The sequence below is a fragment of the Pseudomonas paralactis genome (genome assembly GCF_001439735.1).
Classification (GTDB): domain Bacteria; phylum Pseudomonadota; class Gammaproteobacteria; order Pseudomonadales; family Pseudomonadaceae; genus Aquipseudomonas; species Aquipseudomonas paralactis.
The window spans coordinates 128,395-142,736 of record NZ_JYLN01000009.1; the positions used below are offsets into that span (position 1 = coordinate 128,395).

Annotated in this window: 15 protein-coding genes and 1 pseudogene; 7 read left to right on the forward strand and 9 right to left on the reverse strand. The window is 51.4% G+C overall.

What is annotated here, in order from left to right:
• Positions 1 to 109: 109 nt before the first annotated feature.
• Positions 110 to 664 (forward strand): adenylyl-sulfate kinase, encoded by a 555-nt coding sequence (gene cysC, locus TX23_RS28830; protein ID WP_157243931.1) that lies wholly within the window; start codon positions 110 to 112, stop codon positions 662 to 664.
• Positions 665 to 722: 58 nt separating this feature from the next.
• On the opposite strand, the gene TX23_RS27470 is transcribed toward cysC, so the two are convergent.
• The 6 genes and pseudogenes from TX23_RS27470 to TX23_RS21545 form a co-directional block, all read right to left on the reverse strand.
• A complete protein-coding gene (locus tag TX23_RS27470; protein ID WP_082629673.1) occupies positions 723 to 1,541 on the reverse strand; it encodes a sulfotransferase family protein in 819 nt (272 codons plus the stop codon).
• Between the two features lie 3 nt (positions 1,542 to 1,544).
• Positions 1,545 to 2,903, reverse strand: coding sequence for an MATE family efflux transporter (locus tag TX23_RS21525; protein ID WP_057703926.1), 1,359 nt, complete (start codon positions 2,901 to 2,903; stop codon positions 1,545 to 1,547).
• On the reverse strand, positions 2,893 to 3,612 hold the full coding sequence (locus TX23_RS21530; RefSeq protein ID WP_057703927.1) for a JmjC domain-containing protein: 720 nt from the start codon (positions 3,610 to 3,612) through the stop codon (positions 2,893 to 2,895). The genes TX23_RS21525 and TX23_RS21530 overlap by 11 nt, the downstream gene beginning before the upstream one ends.
• Before the next feature lie 2 nt (positions 3,613 to 3,614).
• Positions 3,615 to 4,490, reverse strand: a complete 876-nt coding sequence (locus TX23_RS21535) for a hypothetical protein (protein WP_157243932.1) — start codon at positions 4,488 to 4,490, stop codon at positions 3,615 to 3,617.
• A gap of 59 nt (positions 4,491 to 4,549) precedes the next feature.
• The gene (locus tag TX23_RS21540) at positions 4,550 to 4,729 is read right to left on the reverse strand and encodes a hypothetical protein (RefSeq protein ID WP_057703929.1); all 180 of its coding nucleotides are present in this window, start codon (positions 4,727 to 4,729) and stop codon (positions 4,550 to 4,552) included.
• Positions 4,730 to 5,082: 353 nt separating this feature from the next.
• A pseudogene (locus TX23_RS21545) lies at positions 5,083 to 5,846 on the reverse strand (transposase); the annotation flags it as partial.
• Between the two features lie 1,088 nt (positions 5,847 to 6,934).
• Between TX23_RS21545 and TX23_RS21550 the strand changes: the two are divergent.
• Both TX23_RS21550 and TX23_RS21555 read left to right on the forward strand, forming a co-directional pair.
• A complete protein-coding gene (locus TX23_RS21550; RefSeq protein WP_057703930.1) occupies positions 6,935 to 7,942 on the forward strand; it encodes a PIN domain-containing protein in 1,008 nt (335 codons plus the stop codon).
• Between the two features lie 214 nt (positions 7,943 to 8,156).
• Positions 8,157 to 8,486, forward strand: coding sequence for a hypothetical protein (locus TX23_RS21555; RefSeq protein ID WP_057703931.1), 330 nt, complete (start codon positions 8,157 to 8,159; stop codon positions 8,484 to 8,486).
• 7 nt (positions 8,487 to 8,493) lie between these two features.
• On the opposite strand, the gene TX23_RS21560 is transcribed toward TX23_RS21555, so the two are convergent.
• Positions 8,494 to 9,129, reverse strand: a complete 636-nt coding sequence (locus TX23_RS21560) for a LysE family translocator (protein ID WP_057703932.1) — start codon at positions 9,127 to 9,129, stop codon at positions 8,494 to 8,496.
• A 156-nt stretch (positions 9,130 to 9,285) separates the two neighbouring features.
• Here TX23_RS21560 and TX23_RS21565 point away from each other — a divergent pair, with 156 nt between their 5' ends.
• The gene (locus tag TX23_RS21565; protein WP_057703933.1) at positions 9,286 to 9,657 is read left to right on the forward strand and encodes a PH domain-containing protein; all 372 of its coding nucleotides are present in this window, start codon (positions 9,286 to 9,288) and stop codon (positions 9,655 to 9,657) included.
• Positions 9,658 to 9,709: 52 nt separating this feature from the next.
• Here the strand turns inward: TX23_RS21565 and TX23_RS21570 are convergent, their stop codons facing one another.
• A complete protein-coding gene (locus tag TX23_RS21570) occupies positions 9,710 to 10,084 on the reverse strand; it encodes a c-type cytochrome (RefSeq protein ID WP_057703934.1) in 375 nt (124 codons plus the stop codon).
• Positions 10,085 to 10,113: 29 nt separating this feature from the next.
• Positions 10,114 to 10,545, reverse strand: a complete 432-nt coding sequence (locus TX23_RS21575; RefSeq protein ID WP_057703935.1) for a bleomycin resistance protein — start codon at positions 10,543 to 10,545, stop codon at positions 10,114 to 10,116.
• Between the two features lie 180 nt (positions 10,546 to 10,725).
• Here TX23_RS21575 and TX23_RS21580 point away from each other — a divergent pair, with 180 nt between their 5' ends.
• The 3 genes from TX23_RS21580 (at position 10,726) to TX23_RS21590 (ending at position 14,140) form a co-directional block, all read left to right on the forward strand.
• Positions 10,726 to 11,106 (forward strand): response regulator, encoded by a 381-nt coding sequence (locus tag TX23_RS21580; protein ID WP_057703936.1) that lies wholly within the window; start codon positions 10,726 to 10,728, stop codon positions 11,104 to 11,106.
• Positions 11,107 to 11,300: 194 nt separating this feature from the next.
• Entirely contained in the window at positions 11,301 to 11,915 is a 615-nt protein-coding gene (locus TX23_RS21585; RefSeq protein WP_057703937.1) for a biliverdin-producing heme oxygenase, read from the forward strand.
• Positions 11,912 to 14,140, forward strand: a complete 2,229-nt coding sequence (locus tag TX23_RS21590; protein WP_057703938.1) for an ATP-binding protein — start codon at positions 11,912 to 11,914, stop codon at positions 14,138 to 14,140. The genes TX23_RS21585 and TX23_RS21590 overlap by 4 nt, the downstream gene beginning before the upstream one ends.
• Positions 14,141 to 14,342 lie beyond the last annotated feature (202 nt).

The following is a 14,342-nucleotide window of genomic DNA, read 5'->3' on the forward strand; positions in this document are numbered from 1 at the left end:
CCCGGGGTTGTTCAAATACTCGGAGTTTAACTCAACTAAAATTATACATTTTTAATTTTGTCACAAAGCAGGGTTAAATTTTATTAAACAGTATATTAGGGATAGAAGCTTGAATTTATCACCCCCTCCTCGTCCTCGGACCTATTGGCTTACCGGCCTAAGCGGTGCCGGAAAAACGACAATTGCACGACGCTTTAGCGCAATTCTTGCGAAGTCTGCCATCCCACTTATGATTTTGGACGGTGATAAGATGCGTCAGGGGCTTTGTCGCGATCTTGGCTTTACCGAAGCAGATCGTTCGGAAAACACGCGACGTATTGCAGAGGTCGCCCGCCTATTAAATAGTCAAGGGATGCACGTAATATGCGCAAGTATTTCTCCATTACAAAAAGATCGTACTTGCGCAAAAAACATATTGGATGGATTCGATTTTTTTGAAGTATTCGTGAGCACACCTATAACAACCTGCGCTGCCCGAGATACTAAAGGGCTCTATGCTAGAGCTAGATCGGGCGAACTGAAAGGCCTCACAGGTATTGATGCGCCATATGAGGAACCGGAGTGTCCAGACCTAAATTTCAACACTGAGATCCTGTCACTGGATGAAATCCTTGCGTCCCTGACAGACCACTTCACCTCTAAGTTGACGAGTAAGTGTAGCTAATCTGTGGATATGGGGCGTGCACTACGACCGTAGTAAACAACGTAGTCACTCGGTGTGTTTAAGATATTGAGTACTTGTGTCGCATTTCGTAGCCCCGCGGTATCTTGTAGTCATCTGGAAATCTCTCGCACAGCAAAGCATGTGTACGAAGCAGTCGACCGGATAAATCGCCGACGCAGCTGTCGCACCAGTCATCAGGGTCAAATGAGCGAATCGCTCGGAGTGTGTTTTCTTTACCTGCTGAGGTGGCGTCAAAAATAGTTGGCCTTTCTGCTGTGCTGGCATGACTTACGCCCAGCACCGAAAGATCGAAATCTGCCAGAATCCCGTATCGCATGAGTTGTTTGCGGACTTTGGTTAGGCAATTCGCCGGTTCCTCGCACAACGCGTCATAGCTGATCGCAATAACACCATCACCTTGAAACTCCAGTATATAGTCGTTCATCTCACACCATAATTCGGCACGCGCACTATCCGTAGGCCCCGCCCAAGGGTAACCATCAGCCCATGAACGTCTGAGGCTCTGTATTACCCCTGTGAAATGTCGAAGCATAAAAACGAATACCGCATTAGGGTATAAAACACGCAACTTGTCCATGATCCGCACGTTCCACGGAGTGGACTCGCAAAGCACGCCTGCGTTATTTTGGTGTTTTATTTGTTCTGCAAAGCTCATAGCATGCGTGACTATTGCTGCATGATAAGCGTCCTTAAATGGTGTAGGTGTTCTAAGATAGGCTTGCGGAGCGACTTGAAGTGCAAAATAGAAAACCCCCAGTTCTCCAGCGTAAACAATATCACTCGAAGTCCCTAGTAACTCACCCACTAAAGAGTTTCCGGAGCGAGGGCAACCACAGACAAATATTGGGTCGAACATCAGTTATATTGCTCCTATCGGAGTATTAATAGCTATCAAATAGTTGGCGCGACGCCATACGAAGAAGCAAACTACTAGACTCAAACAAGCGAACCCAAAATACAAAAAAAACACTCTATCAGGAGACAACGGCAATAAAAAACATAACATCGCAGCATAAGGCAGCCGTCCACCAAGGGACGAGATCAGGCTGATGCGTTTCATAAAACCAGTATCTCCATTTGAGCGCAATATGCTACGCTGAAGAAATGCACCAATCGCATTAACTAGTATAATTACACCTAGTGCATAATTAATGTTCTCAGGTAAATCAGCTTGCAAAAATTGTCTCATGCCGACTGTAAGATAAATATATGCGAGCGCAGCCATTACTCCTGGAATGGTCAACCCCAAACGCATTATCTGGCGGTTCACAAACTCGTACCGCACCACGCTGCCTTTCAATGATCGGGCCACCTCTACGCTGGCAGCTGTGGCGAATCCTAGGCAGATAGACTGCACCATTCCATTAGTCGAAAAGTAGTAACTCATCACCGAGCCTACACCTGGATCTCCTGAGAACAGCGCAAATATTGTTAAGTCAACACAATGAACAATCACCAATGAGATGAAGACGTTTTTCACGTCCGTGCCCATGGACAACAGATTCTCTTTAAGTTCACTATGCCTGAACATGAATATGTATTTTCTTTGCCGTATCGATATTTCTTTTAAATAGAAATAGGCAATGCATATTGCAAATACACTTTCGGTTAAAAACAACCCCTCCCCCAAACTATGTATACCTTCACGAAAGATGTATATACTAACGCAGGAAAAAACCAAACCAGCACTTACGGAAAAGAGCGCCGATTTAAATATTAAATGGCCTTTCTTTCTAGATATAAGAAGCGTATACAAGGGATTAACCATAGTACTCAGCATATACGATACTGCGATCCACCTTAAATAGCTGGTCATCCCGACTACTTTATCTTCAGGGTCGGCGAGCTCGGCAATCACATCTGCCAATATAAAAAATACAAAAAAACAGATCAATGAGCATAATAGCGAGAATATCATGCTAGAAACAAACACTGGTCTGATCTGAAAAAAAAGCCCCTTACCAGGCTGCATTTTGTTCATTTTTATGCTGGCTGCCGCGCCCAAGGCTATGACCAAGGCTCCATAGACAAAGTATATTCTGTTGATAAAGCCAATAGCAGAAACCGCATTTACGCTAATGGACGAGGCCAGCAATACGGCCATCAGGCTATGTAACGAGTTAATCACGTTAGCAAACACCAATGGTGTTGCAGATTTAAGATAGTCTTTGAGAAAGTTGGTGCCTCCTGGCTCTCCATACAAAATATCAGTGCTCATTTTTCGCACCTAAGAAGTTCGTCAATGGCTTGGGTTTAAGCCAGAAGTTTAGATGAGAGGAGTGCGTCCCTACCGACAGTACTCGGTGAATGGTACAGCGCGGCATGTACAAAACATCACCTTCGTGAAGAACCTTGTCATAGACAGGCGGTGTATGTGCCACGATTTTTTCCACACGGTTGGTGTAGTGCTTAGGCGCTTCCATTGAGGCTACTTCATTCACGATAGAAGGCCAAATTTGCCAACGCTTACTGCCCTCTACCTGTACGATAAGCGCGTCATGGGTATCAAAGTGTGCGCCGAAGGCACGCTGTTGCGAGTTCGACAAAAACAGGCATGCATTTACCGTGGCAGGGTACAGCTCATCGTCCAGGGCTCTGCAAATGGCCCTCAAGCCAGGGTCATATTTTTCTACCTGCCTTAGGTATAAAGTGGCCTGTTCTTCTTCATAGAGCTGACGTAGAAGCGCTAATGAAGCCCGGCCCGACTCCATATACACAGACTTACGACAATAAAATCCGTTCCGGATAACCATAAAGTCACCACACTCGACGCCCTTTGAATTTATACTTAGAAGAAAATCTAAGCCCAGCGACCCGACGAGCGTTTTTAAATTTTTGCTTTTCGCTTGCAATAGTGAGGTTTCCCAGTATTTTGAAAAGAATACTGATTTTTCTAAACCAAAAATCTGTTCAAAATAGGATGACATTTTTACTCTTCGTCTCCCAGTGCCGCACCAATCTTGGACATGAAGGGAAGCAATTCCTCGTACAAGCTGTCCACACTGTCAAAGTTAGGTGAGCGATAGCAAAGCTTGAAGAAGCCGAACAGATCTACAGGGAACACTTTGAGTTCATATTCATATATTTCAATATTTTTATATCCGCGGAACAGCACACCATTAATCGCATATACAATATGGCAAGCCGCGGCATATAACATACCCAACACTTCGTAAAAAGTAAACCAATCGTCTCGTAAAATGTATTTCTTTAGATCATAATTTTTTACATATGCACTTTGATCATTAAAAATTTTTTTTGTGTGCGTGATGGAGTATCTTATTTCGCTTAACAGTTTTTCGAGTGCTTGGCAGTGTTTAAGGTAATATCCGTTTTGAAGATTGTAAAGAACATCCTGATTCGCAAAGCTGTAGTCATCAAAACAGTTGAATGTTCGAATTCGTTCCTGCACATCCTCTAGCGTGACTGCACGAAGATCAATTCTATTACCATCAGGAAAATCAAAGTCTTTTTGAAACCTATTGTCAGCTCCAAATAAATCTATGAAGCTTTTGAGGTTGCCCTTCTTAACAATGAGGGTTAGATCCGTATCTGACAACGCATCCGAGCTTCCCTTTATTGTTGAGCCACCAATAAATATAGCTTCACACTGCGCATGTAGCTCATTACTCAATATTTTGGTTATAAATAATTGGGCATTAGGCCGTGCTGAGCACGAGTAAGAAAATGAAGTATCTGACAAATTATCTTGAAATTGCTGCGATAGATTTTTTATAGAAAATGGAATCAGTGCTGCTCTATGCCGAGGTGCGTTAACCTCTGCAATTACATGAAAATCATTCATGGGGATGCTGGCTCTCGGGGAACTATTTAGCTGCGTAAATTCGAGATTAGAAAAACCGATCAAGCAACCGGGGTTTCACCATCCATACGGCCAGACATGCCATTTTTGAAAACACCTTTGATTTTCAGCAGATCACCATTAAGGGTCTCAGCTTTCACACTACCGCTGTGACCTTTATTGATTTTTGCAGCCAGGTTTTCAAATGCTTGTTGGTTGATCACGCTTGCTTTAGTAGTCATCTATATTCCCTCATAAAGTAAGTTATTCCCTTTGAGCCAGCCAGCCAAATTTAACAGTGCGGCATGACGATTTTATGACGCAGGTTCATGCCGAAGGGGCGGTTGTGAAACCGAGTGTGGAGATGGGCACTCCTTATGTAATGTTCAAATAATTCCGGACACGATCTGAAATTTTTCCTCGGTCCGAGCTGGGGCCCATCTACCGTTGAGTTGGTAAGGCCGAACCCAGTTGTGTTGCCGCTGACCGAAAACTGCCCCAGTAAAGACTGTTCAGCCGACTGAAAACTGCCCCAGGTGTGCAACTGCTTCTGCTCGCTTTCCGAGCAGCAGAATCATTTCGGTACCTGCAAGGGGCTATCCACCGCTGTCAGCACGTTGTAACCGACGATTCCAGTGCCACACATCATCATGGAACGGGCGTCTGGATCGGTCAGTGAGACCTGTTTATCAGGTGATTCGTTGAGCTGAGCTTCAATGACCTGCAACTCTTTCATCTGAGCTTTGAGCTTGTCGATTTTCTCTTGCAGACGAGCAGCCTTGGGCTGAGGACCGAGGGTTCTTGTCGATCGGTTTCGTCGAGCGCAGTCAGGTACCGATTGATACTCGATTCAATTTCTTCCATCCGCCGTTTCAGCTTGGTGCTGGTGAAATTGCGGTCGCGGTTATTGAGGGCCTTGAATTTACTGCCGTCGATGGCTACCAGATTTTCTCCAAACAATCCCAACTGCTGACACAGCATAGCGAACTGGCGACAGATGCATCGGATGGCCTTACTGTTGTCTTTTCGGAAGTTGGCAATGATCTTGAGGTCCGGCATCAAACGCCCGGTCATCCATATCAATTCGACGTTACGCTGGGCTTCTCGCTCCAGGCGCCGGCTCGACTGAATTCGGTTGAGATAGCCGTAGATGTAGATCTTCAGCAGGATCGCAGGGTGATAACCAGGTCGGCCTGTATCAGCAGGAATAGCGCTATCAAACCCCAAATTGACTAAGTCGAGTTCGTCGACAAAGACGTCGACTACGCGCACCGGATTGGTATCACTGACGTAGTCGTCAAGGCTTTCGGGAAGCAGAGCGCTTTGTCCGCGATGGTCACCTTGGATGAAACTTTTCATAGGCAATTCTGCGTTATCACTTTGGGCAATCGTAATAACGTTGGACGGCTCTTGATGTACTCTGATGCAAGAAAGAAATTTTAGTAAATTTGGAGTTTAAGGACTTGCCCATGGATGTGATTTCAGCGCACCTATTTTCTACAAATCACCGTACTCAAATTGAAGCAAGCGATCACTGTGGCTGTTTTTACTGCTTGGGTGTGTTTTCGCCCTCAGAAATCACTGAGTGGGTTGATCTAGATAGCACCGCTCTGTGTCCGAAGTGCGGGATCGACTCGGTCATCGGTTCAGCATCCAGTCTGCCGATTACCCCTGAATTTCTTTCGAAAATGCACGAACACTGGTTCTAGAAGATCCCGTCATTCGATGGCATCCCTTCGGTTTGAGATCTACAGACTAGCTTTACCTTAGTGCGCACGTTCTTGGTAAGTATTTACACACTCTGGGCCGGTTGCTGCCCCTATAGGTGAAAGCCTCTAGAGCGATGACCTCCCACCTCAATCATCACAAACCGCTGCTCAAGAGCATCATTGATGTAACACCTATTTGCGATGTAACACGTATATCGGCAAACCAGTTGAAGCTGTGTAACGCAATATTAATTTTTTAAAATCATACACTAATTAATAGCGTAACACCCGTAACACGGTTTATTAGGGTATCCCCCTAGCCCCATTAGTTTTGCTCCTCCAGCGAAGCGAGGTCGATCATGCTCTTGGCTGTGGTTCGATAGAGGGGATCCTGGCGTATTCTTGAAGATACGGGGCATAGAACCCGTCGGATCTCGTTAGTGGCAGGGCTCCAAAGTTAGTTGACTGGTTGACCGAGTTGACTGGACCAATCGTTCACTATCCTGAACGAAACCCATGACCGTTACAGATCCGGTAAGGATGCCCTTTTCTCTTCAAGATCCTTTCAATTTCAACGTTGAAATTTCAGTAAGCTGGTGCGCCTGCCGCTACCACGATCCCGCGGGTTTCATGCCCCGTACCGCGATGAAACCCTCAGGGGCCCTGGCGATTCTGGGCTAGGATTCGATCATGCAAACGTAACCGAACGACGACTTTCCCTAGCGACGGAGTACCGAAATGCATCTGCTGATGATCGACACCTGCGTATGGCTGGAGATGTCATCTAAGAAAAGCGAGATCCCGATCCTCACCGCCATAGAGTACTTGGTGGACCGTGGGGTCGTTACGCTGCTTGTACCTGACTTGGTCAGAGAAGAATACGAACGAAACAAAGATCGCGTAGCAAACCAAACACGCCAGCGACTCACTCAGGAGTGCAAGCTGGTGAAGGAAATCGTAGAAGCATTTGGAGGGGCGGATAAGCTGCAAGCAATAAATACGATTGACGATGTAAAGCACAGATTGCCTATCCTGGCGGAAGCCAATTACATGACGGTCCACCGGGTGGAGCACCTGTTCTCAAAAGCAATCACCCTGGCAGTATCGGATTCAGCAAAGCTGAAAGCAGCCAATCGGGCGATTCTCAAACAGGCCCCTTTCCATAAAAGCAAAAACAGCATGGCGGACGCTGTTCTAATGGAAGTGTTCGACGAATTTCGTACGGCTCATCTTGGGGCCTTCGACTCCTATCGATTCATCACAGCCAACCACACCGACTTTTCTGATAGCGACCACCGCAAACCTCATCCGGATTTCTCAGCGATTTTTGCTGAGCCATCCTCCCAGTTTTTCATCACACCCAATGCAGCCTTAGCGGATCTGATACCACCTGACGACTTGGAATACGAGATCGAGAACGGATGGGAGGAAGAAACCCGAGGCCTATTTGAAATACTGGAGACTATGGACGAACTCACAGACAAGATTTGGTACAGCCGGCATTGTGTGAGAGCAGAAAGAATTCAGTCAGGGCAAATAACGCTAATTCCTGAAGGCTCAGAGCGATCTAGCGGTAACGAAATTCATGAACATATTTGGTCGGGCGCCCTGAAGGCTGCTCAAGAAGTCGAACGTAGGCACGCTGATCTAGGTCCATGGGACGATTTTGAATGGGGCATGCTGAGCGGAAAGCTTTCTGCACTCCGCTGGGTTCTGGGTGATGAATGGGATAATCTCGACACCTGATACTCGGGTTCGGGGTCGCGGTGATATGCCCTAGCAAACTTCTCCGTGTATCCCTGCGTGTATCCCAACATTAGAATTCCGTCTACAAGGCGCGGAATATATGGAACTCTCGAGTCTCCCTCGGGGCACCATCTTAAAGAAAGACCTTGAAATTCAAGGTCTTTTTTTTCGCCTGTAAAAAAGTGCCGGGCGTGGCAGTGGAGGTAGCGAGACCATGGAATTGATGCTTGAAGCGGTTGCGTTGTTTGTCTTGAAGCTGGTTCATGAAACCGAAAACGGCAGCCCGCTGCTGCGCGATGATCCTGCAATGGATGGCTATGAGCGCGAAGTATTTGGGTTGTTGGTGCGCCAGGATGATTTGGCCGGGATCCAGTTAAAGCTCAATGAGTGCCTGACGCTGGCGCTCGAATACTTGGGCGGCGCCCATACCGTGCTGGGGCGCGAACTGCAACGGCTTGCAAGGGACACGCAGCAAGCCGCAAGCCTGCAAGCACTCCATGCTCCGCTCCACGCACTCAAGGACTACCTGCAAGCCATCCTGTGAACCGCGACTATCGACGCCCTTCCACCGCCATCCGCACCGCCAGCCCCATCAGCACCGACCCCATCACCCAGCGCTGCACCACCTGCCACCCCGGCCGGGTCACGAAGAACACCGCGATGGAGCCCGCCATACAAGCAATCACCGCGTTGACGCTGACGCTGATGAAAATCTGCAGAGAGCCCAACACCAACGATTGCACCAGCACGCTGCCATGGCCGTTCGGATCAATGAACTGAGGCAGCAACGACAGATACATCACCGCCACCTTGGGATTGAGCAGGTTGGTCACCACGCCCATGGTGAATAACTTGCGCGGGCTGTCCTTGGGCAAGTCCCGCACCTGAAACGGTGAACGCCCTCCCGGCTTGACTGCCTGCCACGCCAGGTACACCAGATACAGCGCTCCACCGAACCGCAGCACGTCGTAGGCAAGCGGCACCGCCATCACCAGCGCGGTGATACCCAGCGCCGCGCACACCATATAGATCACAAAGCCCAGCGCCACCCCGCCAAGAGAGATCAGCCCTGCCGTGCGCCCCTGGCAGATCGAGCGGGAAATCAGGTAAATCATATTCGGCCCGGGCGTAAGTACCATGCCGAGTGAAATCAGGCCGTAGGCAAGCAAGCTGGATATATCGGGCATTGTTTAGCTCCTGAATTTTTATGCCGCCGGCGTAAAATCCTTCGCCGGCGCTGTAGTGTTAAGCGCCATGCTAGAGCCTTGCAGGCTCGGCCGTTAGATACAGATCCGCGAGCAAAACGTCATACACCGTCGGCACCACTCATCCAGGACAGACACATGATCGATTTCAACAACAAAGGCTTCTTCAAACTCAAACAAAACAACGAGTACGCCGAGCGCGTATCGGCCTTGCTGCTGGACGGTGAAGAAGTGGTCGACGCGTACAAGGCCATGCGCGACGGCGTGGTCTTCACCACCCAGCGCATCATCGCGGTGAACGTGCAGGGCATCACCGGCAGCAAGAAGGACTTCACCTCGCTGCCGTACAAAAACATCGTGGCGTACTCAGTGGAAACGTCAGGGACGTTTGATCTGGATTCGGAGCTGGAGATTTACTTTTCGTCGTTGGGCAAGGTGAAGTTTGAGTTCACTGGCAAGACCTCGATTGTGGAGATTTCGCGGTTGATTTCAAAGCATCTGCTGGCCTGAACTGGGGGGAGACCGGCGCGACGACTCCCTCCCACACTTTGATCGCGTTGGCTCACTTGGGCTGGAATGTCTCCAGGTACGCCAGGATATTTTCAATCTTTTGCGAATCACTGATGCCCCAAAAGATCATCCGCGTCCCACTTACCACCGATTTCGGGTCTTCAATGTAGGCCGCCAGTTTTTCCTGCGTCCAAACCACCCCCGAATTCTTCATCGCCTCCGAATACTGATAATCCGTGGTCGTACCGGCAGGCCGGCCAATTATGCCGTTCAGCTGCGGCCCAAACCCACCCCGCGCACCTTCGCCGATGCTGTGGCAGCCGCCGCAGGTCTTGGTGAAGAGCTTGCCGCCTGCTTCGGCGTCGCCAGCAGCAAACGCGGGGGCGGCGATAAAGGTCAGGGCGAGGGTCAATAACACGTACTTCATGAGGGTCTCCCTAGGCGTATTGCCGTCGATTATGCCTGCTTGAATGGCCGCTCCCCCAGCCGTTCCACCAGGCGTACCAGATAACCGTCCGGGTCTTGCACGATGAATTGGCGCTGCCCGGCCTCTACGTCGCCGGCGCGGTACCAGGCATCCTCGACATTACGGAACAGCGGGAGGCGGATTTGCGACAGGCGCTGCAAGATGGGCGCTACGGCAGGTACGTCGATCTGCAAGTTGATGCCGCGCCCGAACGGTTGTTGCAACGGCGCGGTCAGCCACTGACCGGCTTCCGGAGCGTATTGCTCCAGCATGATTTGCGCACCGTGCAGGTCGAGGTAGGCAAAGCCGTGCTCGGGGCGCTGGTAAGCGATGTCGAAACCCAACTGGTCAACCCAGAATGCCAGGCTGGCACCAAGGTGGGTAACGATGAGTTCAGGCACGAGTGGGTTACGGGTGAACATGTCATTCCTTGGACGACGCAGTGGCGCTTACCTTAACGGATTATCGTGCTGACGGCTTGGTCCCAGGCGGCTGTTGGCAAACAGCCAAATGACCACCCATCGTTTAAAAAACATCCAATCGAACCTATCTACCCAACCCCCACTCCACCTTACTGAACCCCTGATGGTGGAGTAAGGATCATGGCTCAGCCATCGATTTTAGTATTGGAAGACGACGAGATCATTCGGGCGTTGATGGTGGATGTGCTGGAGGATTTCGGTGCAGTGGTGACATCGTTTCCTTCAGCGGATGAAGGCATGATTTATCTGGAGCGCGGCGATGACCCTGTGGATCTGATTGTCAGTGATATTCAAATGCCCGGTCTGCTCAATGGCTACGACTTGAGCCGCGTGGTGGCTCATCGCTGGCCTGAAGTGCAGGTGGTGCTGACTTCCGGCAATACGACGATCGCCACTCAATTGGGCAGTTCGGTGCGGTTTCTGCCCAAACCGTGGAGCACCGAACGTTTGCTTGAGTGCGTGCAAACAGCATTGACCCAGCAGGGAATGCCCATGCATTGATAGCGTCGCGACATCATCCAGACCGAACTCGTGGCGTGCCACGGGGTCATTTGAAATACAGGGAGCGACTTTTCTGATCCACTGGTCAGCCTTTTCGCTTCTTGCGTTCAGCTGACGACAACGAGTTGTGTAGAATTGTCGCCCATTTTCATGCGTCATTCCTGGCCGACAGGCCCACAGTTCGAGCTCATTGAATGCATTCACAGGCCCATGACGTTGGTGCGCCATCCTTGCTGGAAACGTTGCGCGCGGGCACGGGCCTGTTGCATGTCGCGTTGGAAAAGCGCCTGCCGTTTTTTTCTGCACGCCTGGATGCCCAGTGGTATCGGCGCTTGCTGCAGGCGTACTACGGTTTTTATCAACCCATGGAAGCGGTGCTGTATGACAGCGGCTTGATTCCGGGTGGAATTGACATTGCATCGCGCGTAAAAACGCCGACGCTGGTTAGCGATCTGCGCGCCATGGGCTTGCATGATCAAACCATTGACGCCCTCCCCCGCTGCACCCAACTCCCCACGCTGGATACTCCCGCCGCTTGCCTTGGTGCCCTGTATGTACTGGAAGGTGCAACGCTCGGCGGCCAGGTACTGCGCCGGGAAATGGCGTCGCGCCTGGCGATCGAAGCCGACAACGGCGGTGCGTTTCTCGATGTTTACGGCGCCGAGACCGGTCGGCGCTGGAAAGACTTTCTCGACTACCTGGCTCGCCAGCCGCTGGATGCGAACGCTCAAGCGCGCGCAGTGATGGCTGCCCGTTCCACTTTCAGCGGCTTTGAGCAATGGCTCGAACGCCAGGAGGTACTGCTATGAAACCCGAAGATTTTGAAGAGCTGCTTGCCAACTGTGCCGACGAGCCCATTCGTTTCCCGGGGGCAATCCAGCCTCACGGCGTATTGCTGACCCTTTCGGAACCTGGCCTGAACATCATCCAGGTCAGTGCCAACGTCGGCACCTTGTTCGGCCACGCGCCCGAGGCCTTGTTGAATCAACCGCTGCATACGTTGATTGGCAGTGAATACGCCCAACTTGTGCAATCAATGGCCGAGCACAATACCTTTATCGACGCCCCACCCCTGCATGTCACGCTCAATGGCGCTCAGTTCGAAGGTTTGCTGCATCGTCATCAGAACGTGCTGGTATTGGAATTCGAACCCCGACTGGCGGATTTCAAACCCCAGGTGCGCAATGGTCGCACCAGCAACCTGAGCAAAATGCTGCAACGCCTGCAATCGGCGAAGACCTTGCAAGCGCTGTACGCCATCAGCGTGGATGAGATCCAGGCCATGACCGGTTATGACCGGGTGCTGATCTATCGCTTCGAAGACGAAGGCCATGGCCAGGTAATCGCTGAGGCGTCGGCGCCGTCGATGGAGTTGTTCAACGGCCTGTTCTTCCCCGCGTCCGACATCCCCGAACAAGCCCGTGAGCTGTATCGCACCAACTGGCTACGGATCATCCCAAATGCATCCTACGAACCAGTGCCGCTGTTGCCCAAATTACGCCCGGACACCGGCCAGCCCCTGGACCTGAGCTTCGCCACCCTGCGCAGCGTGTCGCCGATTCACTGCCAGTACATGCAGAACATGGGCGTGTTGTCGTCCATGAGTATTTCACTGATGAAGGGCGACAAGCTCTGGGGCCTGATCAGCTGCGGTAACCGCGAGCCGCTGCTGGTGCCGAACGATCTGCGCATGACCTGCCAGACCATCGGCCAGGTGTTGTCGCTGCAGATCAGTGCCATGGAAGCCCTGGAGTTGAGCCGCCAGCGCGAGGACAAAGTCGAAACCCTGGCGTTGCTCGATCGAGCGATGAAAGCCAGCGACGACAATGTGTTCGACAGCCTGGCCCACCACGGCAAAAAACTGATGGACCTGACCTTGTCCGGCGGCGTGGCGATCATCGAAGACAAGCAACTGCACCGCTACGGCAATTGCCCGGAGCCGGCGCAGATCCGTGCACTGCACAAGTGGCTGCAAGAGCGAGACCTGCCAGTGTTTTCCAGCCACAACCTGGCTTCGCTGTACCCACCCGCCGCCGAGTTCCAGACCGTGGCCAGTGGCGTGCTCGCCATGAGCCTGCCCAAGCCTGTGGACAACGCAGTGATGTGGTTCCGCCCGGAAGTCAAAGAGAACATCAATTGGAGCGGTGACCCGAGCAAGCCGTTGAATCTGGAAACCTCTGACACTGGCCTGCGCCTTCGCCCACGCACGTCATTTGAAATCTGGAAAGTGGAAATGGCTGGCATCTCCACCAAGTGGACCCATGGCGACCTGTTTGCCGCCAACGACCTGCGGCGCTCGGCCCTGGAAAATGACCTGTCCCGCCAAGTGCTGCGCGAACAGCAAGCGGTGCGGGCTCGGGACGAATTGGTGGCGGTGGTTTCCCATGACCTGCGTAACCCGATGACGGTCATTTCCATGCTCTGCGGCATGATGCAACAAGCGTTCAGCTCCGACGGCCCACACACCTCACGGCGGATTTCTTCGGCCATCGACACCATGCAACAGGCCGCCGGGCGCATGAATGTATTGCTGGAGGACTTGCTCGACACCTCGAAAATCGAAGCCGGACGCTATGTGGTCAAGCCCGTGGCCCTGGATGTCGCCCAGATTTTTGAAGAGGCTTACTCGCTGCTGTCGCCACTGGCCTCGGAAAAAGGTATCGACCTGTCGTTCAACGCCGAACCCGGCCTGCAGATCAACGCCGACCCGGAGCGTTTGTTCCAGGTGCTGTCGAACCTGATCGGCAACGCCATCAAGTTCACGCCGCGCCAGGGCAACATCGGTATCAGCGCCATGAGCAACGGCGAAGAGATCGTGTTCTCGGTACGCGATTCCGGTGAAGGCATTGCGCCTGACCAGTTGCCTCATGTGTTCGAGCGGTATTGGACCCAGACTGAAAACAACCCCACCGGCAGTGGCTTGGGGCTGTATATCACACAAGGAATTGTCCAGGCCCACGGCGGCCGGATCGAGGCGCAGAGTGAGCTGGGCCGGGGCAGTGAGTTCAGGTTTACGGTGCCCAAGCCGAACTGAATACGCCCTGTCACACTTTCCCACACCGCTGGCCGGGAACGCTTGCCCGGCCTATGCCACTGATCAGGGCGCACTCGAAAGAAGTTTTGGTGCGAAAAGTCATCCTCCAATTACGTAAGAGGTTTCCAATGTTCATCGGTAATTCGTTTAACAACTTCAGCTACAGCATCCAGCAATCGGTAAAAACTACCCAGCCCCCCGC

Coding starts and splice junctions, on each gene's coding strand:
- TX23_RS21535 (WP_157243932.1), bottom strand. CDS start 4,490: ATGAATGATTTTCATGTAATTGCAGAGGTTAACGCACCTCGGCATAGA.
- TX23_RS21565 (WP_057703933.1), top strand. CDS start 9,286: ATGATCGATTTCAACAACAAAGGCTTCTTCAAACTCAAACAAAACAAC.
- TX23_RS21525 (WP_057703926.1), bottom strand. CDS start 2,903: ATGAGCACTGATATTTTGTATGGAGAGCCAGGAGGCACCAACTTTCTC.
- TX23_RS21575 (WP_057703935.1), bottom strand. CDS start 10,545: ATGTTCACCCGTAACCCACTCGTGCCTGAACTCATCGTTACCCACCTT.
- TX23_RS27470 (WP_082629673.1), bottom strand. CDS start 1,541: ATGTTCGACCCAATATTTGTCTGTGGTTGCCCTCGCTCCGGAAACTCT.
- TX23_RS21570 (WP_057703934.1), bottom strand. CDS start 10,084: ATGAAGTACGTGTTATTGACCCTCGCCCTGACCTTTATCGCCGCCCCC.
- TX23_RS21540 (WP_057703929.1), bottom strand. CDS start 4,729: ATGACTACTAAAGCAAGCGTGATCAACCAACAAGCATTTGAAAACCTG.
- TX23_RS21580 (WP_057703936.1), top strand. CDS start 10,726: ATGGCTCAGCCATCGATTTTAGTATTGGAAGACGACGAGATCATTCGG.
- TX23_RS21585 (WP_057703937.1), top strand. CDS start 11,301: ATGCATTCACAGGCCCATGACGTTGGTGCGCCATCCTTGCTGGAAACG.
- TX23_RS21560 (WP_057703932.1), bottom strand. CDS start 9,129: ATGCCCGATATATCCAGCTTGCTTGCCTACGGCCTGATTTCACTCGGC.
- TX23_RS21550 (WP_057703930.1), top strand. CDS start 6,935: ATGCATCTGCTGATGATCGACACCTGCGTATGGCTGGAGATGTCATCT.
- TX23_RS21530 (WP_057703927.1), bottom strand. CDS start 3,612: ATGTCATCCTATTTTGAACAGATTTTTGGTTTAGAAAAATCAGTATTC.
- TX23_RS21555 (WP_057703931.1), top strand. CDS start 8,157: ATGGAATTGATGCTTGAAGCGGTTGCGTTGTTTGTCTTGAAGCTGGTT.
- TX23_RS21590 (WP_057703938.1), top strand. CDS start 11,912: ATGAAACCCGAAGATTTTGAAGAGCTGCTTGCCAACTGTGCCGACGAG.